The following is a 19,411-nucleotide window of genomic DNA, read 5'->3' as shown; positions in this document are numbered from 1 at the left end:
GGTCGCCTTCCTGTGCGGGCTGCGTCCCTACAACGTCGCACGCGGCCCTGGTAAAGACCAGGCGCGTGTCAGCGGGTGCAGGCGCGGTGTCCGCCGGGTGCTGTACATGGCCACCTGGGCCGCCATCCGGGCGCGCTCACCGCTGGCCGAGACCTACCGACGGCTGGTCGACGCCGGAAAACCCAAAAAACTGGCCGTCACCGCCTGCATGCGCAAGTACCTCACCATGCTCAACGCAATGCAGCGCGACAACCTGCCTTGGAACCCAAAAGGCAGCTCCGCATGAAATGACAGTTGACTCCTACACGGCTGGTGCGTGCTTGTCAGGTGCCGGCATCCGGGTCGGCCACCGGTGACGGCGGCAAGGCCGGCACCTCGGCCGGCGTCGCCAGCTCCCCGGCGTGGTTGGGCGCGGCCATCATCTTCGCCTTGCGCCAGTTGCCCCAGCGGTAATAGGCCATGATCAGCAGCATCGAGCAGAACGCGCTGACCGGGAAGCTCCACCAGATCGCGTCGGCGCCCATCAGCGGTTGCATCCACAGCGCGAACGGCACGCGGATGCCCCACATCGCCACCGCCAGCACCAGCAGCGGCGCCACCACCGCGCCGGTGGAGCGCACCACGCCGGCGACCACGAAGTTCACCCCGAAGAACAGGAACGACCACACCGCGATGTGGTTGAGGTGGCGGCCGATCTCCAGCGCCGGGCTGGCCGCCGGCAGGAACAGCGCCAGCGTGCTGCGGTCCAGCAGGATGATCGGCGCGATCAGCGCACCGGTCAGCAGGAAGTTGAACAGCACGCCGGTGCGCGCGGTGGCGTCCACCCGCTGCCACAGCCCGGCGCCCACGTTCTGCGCCGCCATCGAGGAGCACGCCGCGCCGATCGCCATCGCCGGCATCTGCACGTAGGTCCACAGCTGCAACGCCGCGCCGTAGGCCGAGGCGGTGTCCACCCCGTAGCCGTTGACCATGCTGATCATCATGATCATCGCCAGCGAGATCAGCACCATCTGCAGGCCCATCGGCACGCCCTTGACCACCAGCGCCTTGAGGATGGCCGCGTCGATCTTCAGCAGCGCGGCATCCTTGCGCCCCAGCCACAGCATGTGCCGCTTGTTGCGCAGGTACAGCAGCAACGCGGCCAGCGACAGCGCCTGCGCGCAGAACGTGGCCCAGGCCGCGCCGGCCACGCCCAGTTCCGGGAACGGGCCGAGGCCGAAGATCAGCAGCGGGTTGATGCCGATGTCCAGCAGCACCGACAGCAGCAGGAAGCGGAACGGCGTGCGCGAGTCGCCGGCACCGCGCAGCGCCGCGGTGAGGAAGGCGAAGGCGTACAGCAGCGGCATCGCCAGGAAGATCACCCGCAGGTAGGCGTCGGCCATCGCCAGCGATTCGGCCGGCGTGCCCATTGCCAGCAGCAGCCGATGCGACAGGAACCAGCCCAGCACTGCGATCACCACCGACAGGCCGATGAAGAAGGTGGCGCTGGTGCCCATCACCCGCCGCGCCTGCGGCAGGTCGCGTGCGCCGATGGCCTGGCCGATCAGGATGGTGGCGGCCATGCCGATGCCGAACACCGAGCCGATCAGGAAGAACATGATGTTGTTGGCGTTGGCCGTGGCGGTCAGCGCCGCCTCGCCGAGGAACTTGCCGACCCAGATCGCGTTGACCGAGCCGTTCAGCGACTGCGCGATGTTGCCGGCGAGGATGGGCAGGGCGAACAGCAGCAGGCTGCGGCCGATCGGGCCTTCGGTCAGCGAACGGGACGAAGCGGCTGGCGTCATGGGCGTCGGTCGGTGGATGAATGCGGACACTAGCATTGCCGGTGTGACGGCGGTTGCGGCCGGCGTTACGATGCGGCGTTGACCGGGTTCCGCCGGTGCAAGGAGAGGACGATGCTGAAACACGTGTGTGCTGCGATGGTGCTGCTGGGGCTGTCGGCCTGCGCCGATTCCGATCGGCTGATGGATGCCAACGTGCGCCCGACCGACCATGCCGACTGCCTGGTCGGCAACGACCGGCTCGACAGCGAGCGCGCCAGCGGCGCACGTTCGCTGCGCGACAAGCGCTGCAACCCCGACGACAGCCTCAACTGGACCATCGGCCAGCCGCGCAAGGACGCGATGGAAGTGGACTTCAAGAAAAAGCATGACTGAAGCGGAAAACGCACCGGCGGCCGGCGTCCGCCTGGACGTGTGGCTGTGGGCGGCGCGCTTCTTCAGGACCCGCAGCCTGGCCAAACAGGCGGTGGAGACCGGCAAGGTCGAGGTCGGCGGGCAGCGGCCCAAGTCCTCGCGCAGCGTCCGGGTGGGCGACGCGCTGCGCGTGCAGCGCGGCGATGACGTCTTCGAGATCGACGTGCGCGGCCTGAGCGACAGCCGCGGCCCGGCACCGGTGGCGCAGGCGCTGTACGAGGAAACCGCTGCGTCGAAACAGGCGCGCGAGGAACGGCGCCGGCAACGCGCCGCCGCCCGCGACGGCTACCAGCCGCCGGAGCACAAGCCCGACAAGCGCGCGCGGCGGCTGATCCGCGCGCTGGGCGACATCGACGCGCTGTAGGAGTGCATCAGGACGCTCGTTGATGCGGGATTCGCCCCGCATGGGGCCTTCCCGGTAGAGCCCCAGCGGGGCAAGCCCCGCTCTACGGTGCGGCCGTGAGCTTTTCTGCATCGTCCTCAGCCGGAGAACCCAAACGGAAAACGCCACCTCGCGGTGGCGTTTCGTCGTTCGGATTGCGCCGGTTTCAGCGCTTGCCGCTGCCCAGCAGGCCGCTGCCGAGCTTGATCAGGTCGGACACGCCGAACTGGCCGTCGCCGTCCTGGTCCAGCACGCTGCCGAGCAGGTTGCCGCCGATGCCGCCGGCCTGCGCCACGCGCTGCTTTTCCTGGCCGAGGATCTGGCTCAGGCCGCCGGCGCTGGCCTGCTGGCCGCCGCTGCCGATGCGCTGGGCGAGGTAGGCCATCACGATCGGGGCGAGGATCTTCAGCAACTGGCTGGCGTTGCCCTGGCTCAGGCCGGTGGCCTGCGCCAGCCCGGTCTCGGCGCGGCCCTGGTTGCCGCCGAAGATGTGGCCGAGGATGCCGGCGCCATCGGCCGCCGCGCTGTTGCCGCCGCCACCGAGCACCGCGCCGAGGACGCTGCCGATGTCCAGCCCGCTGTGGTTGTTCTGCAGCGCGCCGAGCAGGGCTTCGGCGCCCTGCGGCTTGGCCGCGTTGTTGCCCAGCGCACCCATCAGCAGCGGCAGCGCCGCACCGATGGCGCCGGAGGCCTGCTGGCTGTCGAGGCCAAGTTGCTGCGACACCTGCTGCAGCGGTGCGCCCTGGAGCTGGGAAAGGAGGTCGTCGGTCAGGCTCATCGTGGCGTGGTCCTTGCGGTGGGATAACACCGGCATGGTAGCGCCGTGGCGACGGTTGCAGGCATGCCCTGCGAGGCAGGGTGAGGCCCGGTGATGCGGGGCCGCCGCCGCTTCGCCTTCCCCGCGGGGGCGGGGAAGGCGGCGTGCCTCAGGCGAGGCTGTTGGGCGACTCTTCGCCGGCGAACGCGCCGAGCTTGCGCAGGGCGGCTTCGACGCCGGCGCCGTAGGCCGGGTCGGCCTTGCTGCAGTTGTCGACGTGGCGGCGCTTGATGAAGTCCGGGGCGTCGCCCATCGCGCGGGCGGTGTTGTCGAACAGCGCCTGCTGCTGCGCCGGGGTCATCAGCCGGAACAGGTCGCCGGGCTGCTTGTAGTAGTTGTCGTCGTTGTCGCGGTAGTTCCACCAGTCGGCGTCGCCGTTGATCTTCAACGGCGGTTCGCGGTACTGCGGCTGCTCCTGCCACTGCTGGAAGCTGTTGGGCTCGTAGTGGGGCAGGCCGCCGTAGTTGTCGTCGACGCGGCCGATGCCGTCGCGGTGGTTGCTGTGCACCGGGCAGCGCGCCTTGTTGACCGGGATCTGCTGGTAGTTGGTGCCCAGCCGGTAGCGCTGCGCGTCGGCGTAGTTGAACAGGCGCGCCTGCAGCATCTTGTCCGGCGACACGCCGATGCCCGGCACCAGGTTGGACGGCGCGAACGCGCTCTGCTCGACGTCGGCGAAGAAGTTCTCCGGGTTGCGGTTGAGCTCGAACTCGCCGACCTCGATCAGCGGGTAGTCGCCCTTCGGCCATACCTTGGTCAGGTCGAACGGGTGGTAGGGCACCTTCTCCGCGTCGGCCTCCGGCATCACCTGCACGTACATCTTCCACTTCGGGAAGTCGCCGCGCTCGATCGCCTCGTAGAGGTCGCGCTGGTGGGTCTCGCGGTCATGGCCGATGGCCTCGGCGGCCTCGGCGTCGGTCAGGTTCTTGATCCCCTGCTGGGTGCGGAAGTGGAACTTCACCCAGTAGCGTTCGCCCTTCTCGTTCCAGAAGCTGTAGGTGTGCGAGCCGAAGCCGTGCATGTGCCGGTAGCTGGCGGGGATGCCGCGGTCGCTCATCACGATGGTGACCTGGTGCAGCGCCTCGGGCAGCAGGGTCCACCAGTCCCAGTTGTAGGTGGCCGAGCGCAGGTTGGTGCGCGGGTCGCGCTTGACCACCTTGTTGAGGTCCGGGAACTTGCGCGGGTCGCGGATGAAGAACACCGGGGTGTTGTTGCCCACCATGTCCCAGTTGCCTTCCTCGGTGTAGAACTTCAGCGCGAAGCCGCGGATGTCGCGCTCGGCGTCGGCCGCGCCGCGCTCGCCGGCCACGGTGGTGAAGCGGGCGAACATCTCGGTCTGCTTGCCGACCTTCGAAAAGATCGCCGCGCGGGTGTACTGGGTGATGTCGTTGGTGACGGTGAAGGTGCCGAACGCGCCCGAGCCCTTGGCGTGCATGCGCCGCTCGGGGATCACCTCGCGCACGAAGTTGGCCAGCTTCTCGTTGAGCCACACGTCCTGCGCCAGCAGCGGGCCGCGCGGGCCGGCGGTGAGGCTGTTCTGGTTGTCCGGCACCGGTGCGCCGAAGTCGGTGGTCAGGTGGGTGACGGGGCACTTCCTGTTGCTGTCGTTGCTGTTCATGGCGTGCTCCTGCTGGGGCTGGCTGGGATGGAGGAAGGTGTCGCGCGATGCAACGAGAGGACTGTAGTCACCGTCCCACGGAAAAGATAATCGAATGATTCGTTTCGATTGATAGGGGGAATCTATCGATCATGGGTGCCGTGCCGTGGAGCATGCGGCGCCTGCCCCACGGCCGCCCGGCGGCTTCATTCGGGGCGCGGCGTGCCGGCGGTACCGGGCGGCAGGACCGGCACCTCCACCTGCGGCTGGCGCCCGGTCAGCGTGTGCAGGAAGGCGACGATGGCCTGTACCTCGTCGGCGTCGAGCGTGTGCCCCAGCTGGCTGCTGCCCATGATCGCGACCGCTTCGGACAGGTCCCAGACCTCGCCGCTGTGGAAGTAGGGCGCGGTGAGGGCCACGTTGCGCAACGGCGCGGCGCGGAACACGTACTCGTCGCTGGCGGTGTTGGTGACCGCGAAGCGGCCCTTGTCGCCCGGCGGCAGGATCTCCGCGCCGGGGCGGGCGACCACGCCGAACGGGTAGTAGGCCTGGCCGCCCAGGTTGACCCCGGAATGGCAGGCGGTGCAGCCCTTGTCGATGAACAGCGACAGGCCGCGCCGTTCCCGTTCGTCGAGGCTGTCCTTGCCGGCGAGGAAGCGGTCGAAGCGCGCGTCGGGCGTGACCAGGGTGGTCTCGAACGCCTCGATCGCGCGCGCCATGTTGTCGAACGTCACCGGCTGCGCATCGTCGGGGAACGCGGCGCCGAACTCGGCCACGTACTGCGGGATGCTGCGCAGGGTTTCCTCGACGCGCGCGGGCGTGTTGTTCATCTCCACGCTGGCCTGCACCGGGCCCTTGGCCTGTTCGGCCAGGTCCGAGGCGCGCCCGTCCCAGAACTGGGCGGTGTTGAACACCGCGTTGAGCACCGTGGGCGAGTTGCGCGGGCCCTTCTGCCAGCCGTGGCCGATGGCCACCGACACGTTGTCGGCGCCGCCGGTGGCGACGCTGTGGCAGGTATGGCAGGTGATGATGTGGCTGCTGGAGAGCCGCGGCTCGAAGAACAGCTTGTGGCCCAGCGCCACCCGTTCGGGGGTGACCGGCCTGCCGAAGGCTTCGGTGACCGCGGACGGGATCGGCTCGAACAGCGCGTTGGCGATGTCGCGCAGTTCGTCGTCCGCGTCGGTGGCGGTCGCGGCCGGCGCCGTGGGGGTGGTATCGGGCGTTGCCGCCTTGTCGGCGCTGCAGCCGGCGGCCAGGACAAGCGCGAGGGCGAGTGCGGAATTGCGGGGCGGGATCATGGCGGGCCTCCAACGGCTGGCGGGGGTTGCAGCCATGTCAGCAGCGCGGGTGGGGGGCGGCAATGATCCCGATCAAACCGTGCCGGTAGTGCGCCCGGTTGCGATATGCGACCGGATTCGGACGCGGCATGCCGTGCAGCCGGTACGATCGGGCCCCCGACCCGCAAAGCCCAAGGACGTGTCCATGAAGCATCCCGCCGCCATCCCGTTCGCGCTCGCCTCGTTGTGCGTGGCTTCCGCCGCGCTGGCCACCGAACCGGCCCGGCCCTCGCTGGAAACGCTGGAGCGCATCATCGAATCGCGTACGCCGGAAACGCGCGTGGCCGCGCCGGACCAGGAACGCATCACCGCGCGCCGCATCGACATCGTCGACGAGAACGGCGTGATCCGCATGACCCTGTCCGGCCGCACCCCGGCGCCGGTCATCGACGGCATCCAGTACAAGCGCGTGTTCAACGTCGCCGGCATGGTGCTGTACGACGAGAACGGCAGCGAGCGCGGCGGCTTCGGCACCGCCGACGTGCCCGGCGGCGCGGCGGTACTGGCGCTGGACCACCCGGCGCTGGACGCCATCGGCTGGCGGGTGTCGCCCGACGGCGAGGTGAGCTTCTCGATCAACCAGGCGCCACCGCTGCTGCGCGAGCCGAAGCTGGACAACCGGCTGGTCCCCGGCGTGCAGGCGCCGACCCGCATCCGCATGCTGGTGGCGGCCGACGGCACCCCGTCCATCGCCCTGAACGACAAGGCCGACCGCACCCGCCTGCGCCTGACCGTCACCGAGGAGGGCTACGGCGCCATCGAGTTCCTCGACGCCGAGGGCAAGGTGATCCACACCCTCGCGCCCGAAGCCGGCCTGCAATGACCCAGCGCGCCACCCGCCTGCTGCACCTGCTGGACGAACTGCGCCGGCGCCGCAGCGCGGTGCGCGGCGCGCAGTTGGCCGAGCAGTTGGGCGTGAGCCTGCGCACCCTGTACCGCGACGTCGAGGCGCTGCGCGGGCAGGGCGCGGACATCGTCGGCGACCCCGGCGTCGGCTACCAGCTGCGCGCCGGCTTCCTGCTGCCGCCGATGATGTTCTCGGACGAGGAACTGGAGGCGATGGTGCTGGGCGCGCGCTGGGTGTCGCGGCATGCCGACCCGGAACTGGCCGCGGCGGCCGACCGGGCGATGGACCGCATCGTCGGCATCCTGCCCGAGGCGTTGCGGCTGCAGGTCGAGACCAGCGGCCTGTTCGCCGACTGGAACGCCAGCGAGCCGGAGCCGTGGCTGCCGGTACTGCGCCGCGCGATCCGCGCCGGCAACGTGGTGCGCATGCAATACGCCGACGCCGAGGGGCGCATCACCGAGCGCGTGATCTGGCCGTTCGCGATGGCCTTCCTCGCCGAGGTGCGGGTGCTGGCGGCGTGGTGCCTGTTGCGCGGCGACTTCCGCCACTTCCGCGCCGACCGGGTGCTGGCGCTGGAGGACACCGGCGCCCGCTACCCGGAGCAGCGCCACCACCTGCTCAAGCGCTGGCGCGAGCTGCACCTGCAAGGCCACGGCGGTTGACTGCTGACAGTGGCTGTCAGCAGCCCCGGCACACACTGCCGGCTCCTTCCGACACACCAACATGGGTACCCATCATGACCGCCACGCTGACCTTCTACACCCACCCCCTCTCGCGCGGCCGGCTGGCGCGCTGGATGCTGGAGGAAACCGGGCTGCCCTACGAGGAAGTGGTGGTGGAATTCGGCACCACGATGAAGTCGCCCGACTACCTGGCGGTCAACCCGATGGGCAAGGTGCCGGCGCTGCGCCACGGCGAGGTGGTGGTGACCGAGAACGCCGCCATCTGCGCCTACCTGGCCGAGCTGGTGCCGGAGAAGGGGCTGGTGCCGCCATCCGGTTCGCCGGAGCGCGGCGCGTTCTACCGCTGGCTGTTCTTCTTCGCCGGCCCGTTCGAGGCATGGCTGACCGCGAAAAGCACCGGCACCCTGGCGCCGGCGGTGGGCGCGGGCTACGGCGAGGATGGCGACGTGCTGCGCACGCTGGAGCAGGCCCTGCGCGACCGCAGGCACCTTGCCGGCAACGGTTTCACCGCGGTGGACCTGTACGTGGCCGCGTCGCTGGGGTACTTCATGATGACCGGCGCGATCGCCAAGAACCCGGTGTTCGAGGCCTTCGTCGCGCACCATGCCGGCCGCCCGGCCGCGGCCGCGGCCAACGCCCGCGACAATGCGCTGGCGGCGAAGTACCAACCCACGTAGGTGCCGGGCTTGCCCGGCACGGGGCGTTACCGGGGCAGGCCCCATGCGGGGCAAGCCCCGCATCCACGAAGGTGTGATACCGGCGAGCGAGGGCGCGGTGAACAGGTCGAACTGCCGTGGCGTGTCCAGCGCCTGCGGTGCCACCGTCGCGCCTGGCCCGCGACAATGCGTTGGCGGCGAAGTGCCAGCCCACGCAGGTGCCGGGCTTGCCCGGCACGGGGCCTTACCGGGGAAGGCCCCATGCGGGGCAAGCCCCGCATCCACGAAGGCGCGATGCCGGTGGGGGCGTCGTTACAGCAGCGACTTCATCCGGTACAGCGCTTCCAGCGCCTGCTTCGGCGTCAGCTCGTCCGGGTCGATGGCCTGCAGGGCATCCAGCGCCGCCGATGAAGGCGCGGCGAACAGGCCGAACTGCTGCGGCGCGTCCAGCGCCTGCGGCGCCACCGCCGCGCTCTGGGTTTCGCCGCCGCGTTGTTCCAGCTCCGCCAGCCGCCGCCGCGCCTGCGCCACGGTGGCCCTGGGCAGGCCGGCCAGCGCCGCCACCTGCAGGCCGAAGCTGCGGTTGGCCGGGCCGTCCTTCACCGCGTGCATGAACACCAGCGTCTCGCCATGCTCGACCGCGTCCAGGTGCACGTTGGCGATGCCGCTGGCGCCGCCTTCGACGCTCTCGTCGGCCAGCGCGGTCAGCTCGAAGTAGTGGGTGGCGAACAGCGTGTAGCAGCGGTTGACGTGCGCCAGGTGGCGCGCCACCGCGTCGGCCAGCGCCAGCCCGTCGTAGGTGGAGGTGCCGCGGCCGATCTCGTCCATCAGCACCAGCGACTGCGCGGTGGCGTGGTGCAGGATGTAGCTGGTCTCGGCCATCTCGACCATGAAGGTCGATTGGCCCTTAGCCAGGTCGTCGCCGGCGCCGATGCGGGTCAGGATGCGGTCGATCGGGCCGATCACCGCGCGGCTGGCCGGCACGAAGCTGCCGATGTGGGCCAGCAGCACGATCAGCGCGTTCTGCCGCATGTAGGTGGACTTACCGCCCATGTTCGGGCCGGTGATGACCAGCATGCGCCGGTCGGGGTGCAGGTCGAGGTCGTTCGGCTCGAACGGCTGCTCGCGCACCGCTTCCACCACCGGGTGGCGGCCGCGCTCGATGCGCAGGCATGGCGCGGTGTCCAACTCCGGCTGCGACCAGTCCAGCGCCTGCGCGCGTTCGGCGAAGCAGGCCAGCACGTCCAGCTCGCTCAGCGCCGCGGCGCAGCGCTTGAGCGGCTCCAGGTGCTGGCCGACACCATCGAGCAGGCCCTCGTACAGCAGCTTCTCGCGCGACAGCGAGCGCTCGCGCGCGGACAGCACCTTGTCCTCGAAGCTCTTCAGCTCCTCGGTGATGTAGCGCTCGGCGTTGGTCAGGGTCTGGCGGCGGGTGTAGTGCACCGGCGCCTTGTCCGACTGGCCCTTGCTGATCTCGATGTAGTAGCCGTGCACGCGGTTGTAGCCGACCTTCAGCGTCGGGATGCCGCTGCTTTCGCGCTCGCGTGCTTCGAGGTCGATCAGGAACTGGTCGGCGTGGGTCGAGAGCCTGCGCAGTTCGTCCAGCTCGGCGTCGAAGCCCTCGGCGATCACGCCGCCGTCGGACAGCTTGAGCGGCGGCTGCTCGGCGATGGCGGACGCCAGCAATTGCGCGCTCTCGTCGTGCGAGCCGAGTTCGGCGCGCAGTTGTTGCAGGCGCGGTGAATCCAGCGTTTCCAGTTGCGCGGCGATGGCCGGCAGCATGCCCAGGCCATCGCGCAGGGTGGAGAAGTCGCGCGGCCGCGCCGAGCGCAGCGCCATGCGGGTGAGGATGCGCTCGATGTCGCCGAGCGCGCGGAAGCTCTCGCGCAGGTCGGCATCCACGCCGCGATCAATCAAGGTTGCCACTGCATGGTGGCGCTGCTGCAGCACCTCGCGCAGCCGCAGCGGGCGGTGCAGCCAGCGCCGCAGCAAACGCCCGCCCATCGGCGTGATCGTGCTGTCGAGCACGCCCAGCAGGGTGTTGCGAGTGTCGCCATCGACGCGCGTGTCCAGTTCCAGGTGGCGGCGGGTGGCGGCGTTCATCGCGATCGCCTCGCCGGCGGTTTCCATCGCGATCGCGGTCAGGTGCGGCAGGCGCTGCTTCTGGGTTTCCTCGACGTAGCCGAGCAAGGCGCCGGCCGCGGCGGTGGCGCGCGGCTTGTCGTCGATGCCGAAGCCGGACAGGTCGTGCAGCTTGAAGAAGGACAGCAGCTGGCGGCGGCCGCTGTCGGCGTCGAACAGCCACGGCGCACGGCGGCGCATGCCGCTGCGCTGGCGCAGGAACTCGGGCCACTCCTCCTCGTCGGGCACCAGCAGCTCGGCCGGTTCCAGGCGTGCAAGCTCGGCCTCCAGCGCGTCGTCGGTTTCCACCTCGTTGACCAGGAAGCGGCCGCCGGCCAGGTCGGCCCACGCCAGCCCGTAGCCTTGGCGATTGCGCGACACCGCCATCAGCAGGGTGTCGCGGCGCTCGTCCAGCAGCGCCTCGTCGGTGACGGTGCCGGGGGTGACGATGCGCACCACCTTGCGTTCGACCAAACCTTTCGCCAGCGCCGGGTCGCCGATCTGCTCGCAGATCGCCACCGACTCGCCCAGCGCCACCAGCCGCGCCAGATAGCCTTCGTAGGCATGCACCGGCACCCCGGCCATCGGGATCGGCGCGCCGGCGGAATTGCCGCGCTGGGTCAGGGTGATGTCGAGCAGCCGCGCCGCCTTGCGCGCGTCGTCGTAGAACAGCTCGTAGAAATCGCCCATGCGGAAGAACAGCAGCAGGTCCGGGTGGTCGGACTTGGCTGCGAAGTACTGCTTCATCAGCGGGGTGTGTTCGGGCTGTTTCTGGGTCACGCGTGCATCCGTCAGGGAGTTGGGGCAGGTCGCCTGCGAGCCGGTCATTGTAGGTGCAGGACGATGGGGCCACGAATCGGCAAGGGGGATGTCCCGGTGGCGGTCACGAACACCCGTTGCCCGCAACCTCCGGCATCATGCCGCGATGACCGCCACCCCCGCATCGCTGCCGCTCACCCGCATGGCCATCGCCCGCAGGGCGTGGCCGATCATCCTCGCCAATGCCTCGGTGCCGCTGCTGGGGCTGGTGGACACGGCGGTGATCGGCCACTTCGGCGGCACGGCGGACCTCGGCGCGCTGGCGCTGGGGGCGTTGCTGTTCAATTTCGTCTACTGGAGCTTCGGTTTCCTGCGCATGGCGACCACCGGGTTCGTGGCGCAGGCGGCCGGCGCCGGGGACGAGGCGGAGGTGCGCGCGGCGCTGCTGCGGCCGTTGCTGATGGGGCTGGCGCTGGGTGTGGCGGTGTGGCTGCTGCAATGGCCGCTGGCGGCCGGCTATTTCAGGTTGATGGATGCCGGCGACGCGGTGGCGGCGACCGGCTCGGCCTACTTTCGCGCGCGGGTGTGGGGCGCGCCGGCGGCGCTGGCGCTATACGCGCTGTGCGGGGCGCTGATCGGACTGGGGTATAGCCGCACGCTGCTGGCGGTGCAGTTGCTGCTCAACGGGCTCAACGCCGGGCTGGACGTGTATTTCGCCGGGGTGCTGGGCTGGGGCGCGCACGGCATCGGCCTGGGCACGGCGATCGCCGAGTGGAGCACCTGCGTGGTTGCCGCGGTGGCAGTGTGGCGGGTGCTGCGCGGCCGCCACCGCGATGCCGGGCCGTTCCTGCCGTGGGCGCGCATCGGCGACCGCGCGCGGCTGCGGCGCACGCTGGCGGCCAACGGCGACATCATGCTGCGCACGCTGTGCCTGCTGGCCGGCTTCGGCCTGTTCGCGCGGCAGGGCACGGCGCTGGGCGATGCGACGCTGGCGGCCAACCACCTGCTGCTGCAACTGGTGTCGTTCAGCGCGTTCTTCCTCGACGGCTTCGCCTTCGTCGCCGAGGCGCTGGTCGGCGCGGCGGTGGGGGCGAACGACCGGGCGCGCTTCCGCCATGCGGTGCGGTTGTCCAGCGAGTTGGCGCTGGCCACCGCGGTATTGCTGGCGGCCGGGCTGTGGCTGGGCGGCGGCGTGCTGGTGGGCCTGCTGACCTCGCTGCAGGAGGTGGCGGCGCTGGCGCGGGCGCACCTGCCGTGGGCGGCGCTGTACGTGCTGCTGTCGGTGGCCGCGTTCCAGCTCGACGGGGTGTTCATCGGCGCCACCCGCACGCGGGAGATGCGCAATGCCGGGGTGGCGTCGCTGGCGGTGTTCGCGCTGTGCGCGTGGCCGGCCACGGCGGCGTGGGGCAACCACGGGCTGTGGGCGGCGTTCGTGCTGTTCGTGGTGGCACGGGCGCTGGCGCTGCTGCCGTACTACCGCGCGCTGGCGCGGTCGCCGGGCATCGCGACGCCATGTTCAGGCGCATGCGGCGACGATGCGACCGCCACCGAGCGCCGGCCTCCTTCGTGAAACCCCAACGCCTGCTCCCGCTGATCGTCGCCACCGCCCTGTTCATCGAGAACATGGATTCCACGGCGATCTCCACCTCGCTGCCGCAGATCGCCGTCGATCTGGGCACCGAGCCGATCGCGCTGAAGCTGGCCTTGACCACCTACATGCTGGCGCTGGCGGTGTTCATCCCGGTCAGCGGCTGGGTGGCGGACCGGTTCGGCGCGCGGCGCATCTTCGTTGCCGCCATCGCGGTGTTCCTGCTCGGTTCGCTGGGCTGTGCGGCCAGCAATGGGCTGGGGCAGCTGGTGGCCGGGCGCTTCGTGCAGGGCATGGGCGGGGCGATGATGGTGCCGGTGGGGCGGCTGGTGCTGTTGCGCACCATCGACAAGGCCGAGCTGGTGCGCGCGCTGAGCTGGCTGACCGTCCCGGCGATGCTCGGGCCGATGCTGGGGCCGGTACTGGGCGGGGCGATCACCACCTACGCGCACTGGCGTTTCATCTTCCTGATCAACCTGCCGATGGGCGCGCTGGGCATGTGGCTGGCGTGGCGGCACGTGCCGGAGCTGCGGCAGGTGGTGGGGCCGCTGGATTCGCGCGGCTTCCTGTTGTCGGCCGGCGGGTTGGCGCTGGCGATGTTCGGGCTGTCGGCGGTCGGGCGCGGGCTGGCGCCGGCGCCGGTGATCGGCGGCTGCATGATCGTCGGCGTGCTGCTGCTGGCGCTGTACGTGCGGCATGCGCGCCACCACCCGCATCCGCTGCTGCGGCTGGACCTGTTCCGTATTCCCACCTACCGCGCCGGGGTGCTGGGCGGCTCGCTGTTCCGGGTCGGCATCGGCGCCACGCCGTTCCTGCTGCCGCTGATGCTGCAGCTGGGCTTCGGCTTCAACCCGCTGCACTCGGGGCTGGTGACCTTCACCTCCACCGCCGGGGCGATGCTGATGAAGACGCTGGCGCCGCGCATCCTGCACGCCACCGGCTTCCGCCCGGTGCTGGTCTGGAACGGGCTGGTGGCGGCGCTGGCGATGTGCCTGTTCGGGCTGTTCCGCGCCGATACGCCGTACTGGCTGATGGTCGGCGTGCTGCTCGCCAGCGGTTGCCTGCGTTCGCTGCAGTTCACCAGCATCAACGCGATCGCCTATGCCGACATCGACCAGGCCTCGATGAGCCAGGCCAGCAGCCTGACCGCGATGGCCCAGCAGGTGGCATTGGCGCTGGGCGTGACCCTGGGCGGCTATGCGCTGAGCCTGTCCACCGCGCTCAGCGGCCGTCCCGATGGCGACCCGCTCAACTTCACCTTCGCCTTCCTTGGCGTCGGCGTGATCTCGGCGCTGTCGGTGCTGGAGATGCGCCGGTTGGCGCCGGACGCCGGTGCGGAGATGGCCGGGCACGCGCAGGCCGGGCGCGAGGTGAGCGAGCCGAAGGTGGAGGCGCGGCCGCAGGCGTGAGCGGGGCGTTGCCGGGCGGAATGGGTGCCCGGCGTAGCTTCAGTCCGATGCCGCCTCGTCGATGCGCACCAGCAGCAGGTCGAGGTCGGTTTCGGCCTTGACCGAATGCGCCTCGCCCGGCGCCATGTGCAGCACCTGGCGCTCGTGCAGCACCACCTGTCCGGTGCCGAAGCCGAAGCTGCCGCGGCCGGCGAGCACCACCACCAGCACCCGCTCCGGCGCCGAATGCGCGGGCATCGCGGTGCCGGCCTTGAGCTGCAGCTGCATCACCCGGGTAGCGCCGTACTGGCCGATGGGCGTGACCTTGCGTTCGCTGGCGCCGTCGGCCGGTGGCGCGAGGTCGGCCAGGCGCGGGCTTGGCGACGGGGTTGCCGGTGGTTCGTGTGCGGCGGCGGGCACGAACGCGGTTGCGGCCAGGACGGCAAGCAGCAGGGACAGGCGGGTTTTCATGGGTGTTCTCCGTGGTGTCCGGGATTGCGGAGGGTGCCGGCGAGCACATCGTGCCCCTCGACCTGGTAGCGCTGCCAGAAGCGCCGGGCGATCAGCGTCGCGCGGGCATCGGCTTCGGCCTGCATCGCCGGGTTGCCCGATTCGGCGGTGGTCCGTGCGAACAGTTGCAGCCAGCGTTCGAACAGCGCCGGGTTCAGGCCCGGCAGCGCCATGTGCCGCGGCATCGGTGCACCGCTGAAGCGGCGGGTGCCGCGCAGCATCGCCGACCAGAAATCCACGAGGTGGGCCAGGTGTGCATCCCAGTCGTGCACGTGCCGGTCGAACACCGGCCCGAGCAGTGGATCGTGGCGCACGCGCGCATAGAAGCCGTGCACGAGGAGGACGACCTCCTCCTCGCTGCAGCACGGGACCGGGGCCGAAGCCGGTGGCTGGACTGCGTGCATGGCCGCTCAGAACCGCCAGGTGAAGCCGACCGTGCCGTTGCGGCCCACGCCCTGCAGGAACCCCGGCTGCGCCAGCGTGCCCACGTTGCGGATCACGTAGCTGCTGGCGTAGCGGCGGTCGGTGAGGTTGTCGGCGTGCACGAATACCGACCAGCGGCCATCGGCGGCGGTGTAGTCCACGCGGAAGCCGAGCAGCGCGTAGCCGTCCTGGTAGATCTCGCGGGTGTTGGCATGGTCGGTCGGGGTATCGCGCGGCAGCCAGCGCACGTTTGGACCGATGCGCCAGCCGCCGGCGCTCCACAGCAGTTCGGCACTGAGCATGTGCTCGGGCACGCCGGCGATGCGGTTGCCGGCGAACTGGCCGCCGTCGAAAGTGAAATCACTCCAGGTCCAGGCCAGCAGGTAGCTGAGTGCGCCGGCATCGGCCAGCGGCAGGCGGCCGTCCAGCCCCGCCTCCACGCCCTGATGGGTGGTGCCGGCGGCGTAGTTGTAGGTGCCGGTGCGGCTGCCGGTGTCGTCCACCATCGACATCAGTTCGTCGTCGACCTTGCTGCGGTAGGCCACCAGTGACCAGTTCATGCTGCCATCGCCACCGATGCGGCCGTCGGCGCCGAGTTCAATGGTGTCGGCGCTCTGCACCCGCAGCCGCAGCAGGCTGGCCTGCGCGGCGGCCGGGTTGTTTGCCGGGGCCTCGGCGGCGGCGATTTCCCACCAGGTCGGCACCTCGTTGCTGCGGCTGAGGTTGGCGAACAGGCGCAGGCCGTCGCGTGGCTGCCAGATCGCGCCGATGCGCGGGCTGGCGTGGGTGTAGCGCTGGTCCAGGCCGCCGCCGTTGGCCAGGTCGGTGGCGTTGCGTTCGGCGCGGCTCCACTTGCTCTCGGCCAGCAGGCGCACGCCGTCACTGGCCTGCCAGCCCAGCGCCGCCGCCACGTCCAGGCTGGAGGCGTCGAGGTCGTAATGGCCGAAGCGTTGCAGGCGGGTGCCGTTGGCCGGGTTGTTGGCGTAGAAATCGCGGGCGGTGGTGCCGGCGGTGTACGACGCGCCAAGACGATAGTCCAGGGTCCCGTGCGTGCCGCGCCACTGGTACTGCGTGCCCCAGGTGTCCGAATCGCTGACGTTGTGCGTGGTGGGGTTCTTGAACAGGTCCTCGGTGTCCTGCCACCACAGGCCCAGCGTGTGCCGCGAATCGTCGGCGCCCCATTCGGAGGCGTTGGCGATGCGCCGCTGGCGGGTGTCGCGCAGCGGGTCGCGCAGGTAGACGTTGGCGAGCTTGTCCTGCGGCGTGTCGCCATCGCCCATCACCCCGCGCGGGTCGCTGTGGATGCGGTCCTTGGGCACCACGTTGGGAATGTGGAAGAACAGGTCGGTCCACGACACCCAGGTGCGGTTGCTGAAGGTATCGCCGGCGCGCCAGCCGCTGTTGAAATGGACGGCGTCGCGCTTGCCGTCGGCATGGTGGCGGTAGCCGTCGTATTCGTCGTGGCTGCTGCCGAGCCACCAGTCGGCGCGCTCGTTGCTGCCGCCCCAGGCCAGTTGCCCGCCGCGGCGGCCGTCGCTGCCGCCCTCCAGCCGCAGCCGGCCGCGTTCGTCGGCACCGTTGAGGCTGTAGAAATCGACCTCGCCGCCGAGCGTGGTGGCGCCGGGGCTGAGCGCGTTGGCGCCGCGGCGGGCGCTGATGAAGGCGGCGTTGCGCTGTTCCAGCAGGCCGATCACGAACGAGCCGTCGGCCTCGTTGAGCGGGATGCCGTCCTGCAGCAGCAACACGCCACGGTTGACCGGATTGCTCTGGATGCCCGAGCCGCGGATGTTCAGGCGCGGCTGGTCGATGCCGCCGAAGAATTCCTGCAGGACGATGCCCGGCTGGTAGTCCAGCGCATCGCGCAGCGTCGCCTGGCGGCCGGCCTTGCGCAGGTCCACCAGGTTGGTGCCGCCGGGCACGCGCTGCAGCCGCGCGCGTTCGTCGGCCACGCCGGGGGCCACCGGCGTGGTGTCGCGGCGGCCCAACACGGTGATGCGGTCCAGGTCGACCGCATCGGCGGCGGTTTCCGCGACGGCCAGAGCGGGAGTGACGACCAGCGCGGCGGCGATGGCGAGGGCGAGCGGGGAGGCGGGGAGGGTCATGGCGGAGCCTGTCGGAGCGGGAGGAAAGGGGTTACCAGCCGAGGTGGAACATCAGCTTGGCCAGCAGGACGATGCCGACCATGTGGCTGAACACGCTCAGGTGGATGCGCTTGAACGCGGTCGAGGCCAGCCGGCCCTTGCCGCGCAGGCGCATGGCGTAGAGGAAGTGGCCGAACACGCTCAGCGCGAGCACGATCTTCAGCGTCAGCATCAGCGCGAAGCTGTCCTGCAGCGGGTGCGCGAGCAGGCTGCGGTAGCGCCAGGCCATGCCTAGCCCGCTGCCGTACAGCACCGCCAGCACCCACGGCATCAATTGCCGCGCACGGGCGCCGATGCCGACCTCGATCTGGTGCATCACGTTGCGCGGCACGCGCTTGCGCACGTTCTCCAGGATCAGAACCTCGAAGAACACGGTGCCGACGAAGACGAAGGCGGCGAACAGGTGCAGGACGTGGAACAGGGCGTAGTGGTTCATGGCGTGCTCGCTTGCCGCGGGGCGGCTGGCTGGGGGAAAAGGGGAATGACGGCGGCTTCGGCGTCGGGGACTGCGGGACACGGCAGTGCGCAGGGCAGCAGCCGGCCGTGTTCCAGCCGCAGGCAGCGGTCCACCCGTTCGGCCAGTTCCCGCGGGTGGTGGCTGACGCACAGCAGGGCGGCGCCGGTGCGCGCCAGCTCGGCATCGCACAGCGCGCCCAGCTCGCGGCGCAGGGCCGGGTCGAGCGCGGCGAAGGGTTCGTCCAGCAGCAACAGGTCCGGCGCGGTGGCGAACGCGCGCGCCAGCGCGACCCGCTGCGCCATGCCGCCGGACAACTGCCGCGGCCAGGCATCGGCACGTTCGGCCAGGCCCATGCGCTGCAGCCATTGGCTGGCGAGGCGCCGCGCGCCGGCCTTGTCGTGGCCGGCCGCATGCAGCGGGATGCACAGGTTGTCGAGCACGCTGCGCCACGGCAGCAGGCGCGGTTCCTGGAAGGCCATGCAGGTGCGTGCGAAGCGGTTGCCGACACGTCCCGACGCCGGTGCCAGCAGGCCGGCGGCCAGTTTCAGCAGGCTGCTCTTGCCGGTGCCGCTGGGGCCGACCAGGCCCACCCGCTCGCCCGGTGCGATGCGCAGTTCCACGCCGTCCAGCACCCGCTGGCCGCCGCGTTCGAGCACCACCCGGTCGAACTCAAGCATCGCCGGCCTCCCGGTGCATGGCCGGCGCGTCTTCCTGCCAGCGGGTGAGCCGGCGTTGCAGCGGCCGCAGCAGGCCCAGTTCCAGCAGCGCCACCAGCCCCAGCACCAGCACCACCCATGCGTACAACTCGCCGCTGTCGAAGGTGCTGCGGGCGTTGGCGAGGGCGAAGCCGGCGCCGTCCATCGCCCCGAGCACCTCGGCCATCACCACCAGCCGCACGCCGCCGCAGGTGGCCACCAGCAGCGCCGCGCACAGCGGTGGCGTCAGCGCTGGCAGCACCACGTGGCGCAGCCGCCGCCACGCGCCGAAGCGATACACCCGCGCCATTTCCAGCAGCGCCGGATCGACCAGCAGCAGGCCCTTGAGCGTGTTCACGTACATGCCCGGCGCCAGCAGCACCACGGCGATGAACACCACCATCGTCGTGCCCATGCCGAACCACAGCATCGCCAGCACCACCACGATTACCCCGGGTATCGACATCAGCAGCCAGCGCAGCGGTTCGAGCACCGCGCGCAGGCGCGGATGGCGGCCGGCGAGCAGGCCCAGCAGCAGGCCAAGCGCGATGCCCAGGCCCACGCCGCAGGCCACGCGCAGCAGGCTGGCCGCGGCGTGGTGCAGGAAGGCGGCGCTGCCGGCCAGCGCGGCCAGCGCACGCAGGGTCTGCAAGGGCGTGGCCATCAGCAGCGGCCCCAGGCGCATGGCCACCAGTTGCCAGCCGATGCCGAGCGCGAGCACGCCCAGCGCCGACCAAAGCGCCAGTTCGCGCGGGGAGGGCGGGTGCCGGGTCATGGGCCGTAGAACGCCGGGTCAGGGAGGCGGCCGCCGACCGCCT

18 protein-coding genes and 1 pseudogene are annotated in these 19,411 nt (G+C 70.7%); 8 read left to right on the top strand and 11 right to left on the bottom strand.

Features of this window, described 5'->3' with window-relative positions:
- Window positions 1–286, top strand: a pseudogene (locus tag ABB34_RS12065) (IS110 family transposase); the annotation flags it as partial.
- A 37-nt stretch (window positions 287–323) separates the two neighbouring features.
- Here ABB34_RS12065 and ABB34_RS12060 read toward each other — a convergent pair.
- Window positions 324–1,784: an MATE family efflux transporter gene (locus tag ABB34_RS12060; protein ID WP_057641578.1), complete on the bottom strand. Its 1,461-nt coding sequence runs from the start codon at window positions 1,782–1,784 to the stop codon at window positions 324–326.
- A gap of 111 nt (window positions 1,785–1,895) precedes the next feature.
- Here ABB34_RS12060 and ABB34_RS12055 point away from each other — a divergent pair, with 111 nt between their 5' ends.
- Both ABB34_RS12055 and ABB34_RS12050 read left to right on the top strand, forming a co-directional pair.
- The gene (locus ABB34_RS12055; protein ID WP_152979607.1) at window positions 1,896–2,156 is read left to right on the top strand and encodes a hypothetical protein; all 261 of its coding nucleotides are present in this window, start codon (window positions 1,896–1,898) and stop codon (window positions 2,154–2,156) included.
- Complete coding sequence (locus ABB34_RS12050) at window positions 2,149–2,559, top strand: RNA-binding S4 domain-containing protein (protein ID WP_057641576.1); 411 nt, start codon at window positions 2,149–2,151, stop codon at window positions 2,557–2,559. The genes ABB34_RS12055 and ABB34_RS12050 overlap by 8 nt, the downstream gene beginning before the upstream one ends.
- A gap of 184 nt (window positions 2,560–2,743) precedes the next feature.
- Here ABB34_RS12050 and ABB34_RS12045 read toward each other — a convergent pair whose 3' ends face one another.
- The 3 genes from ABB34_RS12045 to ABB34_RS12035 all read right to left on the bottom strand — a co-directional run bounded on the left by ABB34_RS12045 (window position 2,744) and on the right by ABB34_RS12035 (window position 6,286).
- Window positions 2,744–3,355: a DUF937 domain-containing protein gene (locus tag ABB34_RS12045; protein ID WP_057641575.1), complete on the bottom strand. Its 612-nt coding sequence runs from the start codon at window positions 3,353–3,355 to the stop codon at window positions 2,744–2,746.
- A 148-nt stretch (window positions 3,356–3,503) separates the two neighbouring features.
- Entirely contained in the window at window positions 3,504–5,009 is a 1,506-nt protein-coding gene (locus ABB34_RS12040; RefSeq protein WP_057641574.1) for a catalase, read from the bottom strand.
- 185 nt (window positions 5,010–5,194) lie between these two features.
- The gene (locus ABB34_RS12035; RefSeq protein ID WP_083490181.1) at window positions 5,195–6,286 is read right to left on the bottom strand and encodes a cytochrome-c peroxidase; all 1,092 of its coding nucleotides are present in this window, start codon (window positions 6,284–6,286) and stop codon (window positions 5,195–5,197) included.
- Between the two features lie 184 nt (window positions 6,287–6,470).
- Here ABB34_RS12035 and ABB34_RS12030 point away from each other — a divergent pair, with 184 nt between their 5' ends.
- The 3 genes from ABB34_RS12030 to ABB34_RS12020 all read left to right on the top strand — a co-directional run bounded on the left by ABB34_RS12030 (window position 6,471) and on the right by ABB34_RS12020 (window position 8,532).
- Window positions 6,471–7,148, top strand: a complete 678-nt coding sequence (locus ABB34_RS12030) for a hypothetical protein (protein ID WP_057641573.1) — start codon at window positions 6,471–6,473, stop codon at window positions 7,146–7,148.
- Window positions 7,145–7,834, top strand: a complete 690-nt coding sequence (locus tag ABB34_RS12025) for a helix-turn-helix transcriptional regulator (protein ID WP_057641572.1) — start codon at window positions 7,145–7,147, stop codon at window positions 7,832–7,834. The genes ABB34_RS12030 and ABB34_RS12025 overlap by 4 nt, the downstream gene beginning before the upstream one ends.
- Window positions 7,835–7,908: 74 nt before the next feature.
- Window positions 7,909–8,532, top strand: coding sequence for a glutathione S-transferase family protein (locus ABB34_RS12020; protein ID WP_057641571.1), 624 nt, complete (start codon window positions 7,909–7,911; stop codon window positions 8,530–8,532).
- Window positions 8,533–8,823: 291 nt separating this feature from the next.
- Here ABB34_RS12020 and mutS read toward each other — a convergent pair whose 3' ends face one another.
- The gene (mutS, locus tag ABB34_RS12015; protein WP_057641580.1) at window positions 8,824–11,379 is read right to left on the bottom strand and encodes a DNA mismatch repair protein MutS; all 2,556 of its coding nucleotides are present in this window, start codon (window positions 11,377–11,379) and stop codon (window positions 8,824–8,826) included.
- A gap of 178 nt (window positions 11,380–11,557) precedes the next feature.
- Here mutS and ABB34_RS12010 point away from each other — a divergent pair, with 178 nt between their 5' ends.
- Both ABB34_RS12010 and ABB34_RS12005 read left to right on the top strand, forming a co-directional pair.
- The gene (locus ABB34_RS12010; protein WP_083490180.1) at window positions 11,558–12,961 is read left to right on the top strand and encodes an MATE family efflux transporter; all 1,404 of its coding nucleotides are present in this window, start codon (window positions 11,558–11,560) and stop codon (window positions 12,959–12,961) included.
- On the top strand, window positions 12,958–14,388 hold the full coding sequence (locus tag ABB34_RS12005; RefSeq protein WP_057641570.1) for an MFS transporter: 1,431 nt from the start codon (window positions 12,958–12,960) through the stop codon (window positions 14,386–14,388). The genes ABB34_RS12010 and ABB34_RS12005 overlap by 4 nt, the downstream gene beginning before the upstream one ends.
- Window positions 14,389–14,427: 39 nt before the next feature.
- Here ABB34_RS12005 and ABB34_RS12000 read toward each other — a convergent pair whose 3' ends face one another.
- From ABB34_RS12000 to ABB34_RS11975, 6 genes are read right to left on the bottom strand one after another with little or no spacing between them, the layout of a single operon-like run.
- Window positions 14,428–14,838 carry an AraC family ligand binding domain-containing protein gene (locus ABB34_RS12000; RefSeq protein WP_057641569.1) on the bottom strand — a complete coding sequence of 137 codons (411 nt, stop codon included), beginning with the start codon at window positions 14,836–14,838 and terminating at the stop codon, window positions 14,428–14,430.
- Entirely contained in the window at window positions 14,835–15,281 is a 447-nt protein-coding gene (locus tag ABB34_RS11995; RefSeq protein WP_057641568.1) for a group III truncated hemoglobin, read from the bottom strand. The genes ABB34_RS12000 and ABB34_RS11995 overlap by 4 nt, the downstream gene beginning before the upstream one ends.
- 6 nt (window positions 15,282–15,287) lie before the next feature.
- Window positions 15,288–17,402, bottom strand: a complete 2,115-nt coding sequence (locus ABB34_RS11990; RefSeq protein ID WP_057641567.1) for a TonB-dependent receptor family protein — start codon at window positions 17,400–17,402, stop codon at window positions 15,288–15,290.
- Window positions 17,403–17,433: 31 nt separating this feature from the next.
- The gene (locus tag ABB34_RS11985) at window positions 17,434–17,877 is read right to left on the bottom strand and encodes a CopD family copper resistance protein (RefSeq protein WP_057641566.1); all 444 of its coding nucleotides are present in this window, start codon (window positions 17,875–17,877) and stop codon (window positions 17,434–17,436) included.
- Window positions 17,874–18,575, bottom strand: a complete 702-nt coding sequence (locus ABB34_RS11980; protein ID WP_083490179.1) for an ATP-binding cassette domain-containing protein — start codon at window positions 18,573–18,575, stop codon at window positions 17,874–17,876. Before ABB34_RS11980 ends, ABB34_RS11985 begins: the two co-directional genes overlap by 4 nt.
- Window positions 18,568–19,368 carry an ABC transporter permease gene (locus ABB34_RS11975; RefSeq protein ID WP_057641565.1) on the bottom strand — a complete coding sequence of 267 codons (801 nt, stop codon included), beginning with the start codon at window positions 19,366–19,368 and terminating at the stop codon, window positions 18,568–18,570. Before ABB34_RS11975 ends, ABB34_RS11980 begins: the two co-directional genes overlap by 8 nt.
- Window positions 19,369–19,411 lie beyond the last annotated feature (43 nt).

The sequence above is a fragment of the Stenotrophomonas daejeonensis genome (genome assembly GCF_001431505.1).
Taxonomy (GTDB): domain Bacteria; phylum Pseudomonadota; class Gammaproteobacteria; order Xanthomonadales; family Xanthomonadaceae; genus Stenotrophomonas; species Stenotrophomonas daejeonensis.
The sequence above is the reverse complement of the archived record's forward strand: the minus strand, read 5'-3'. Positions and strand labels throughout refer to the sequence as shown.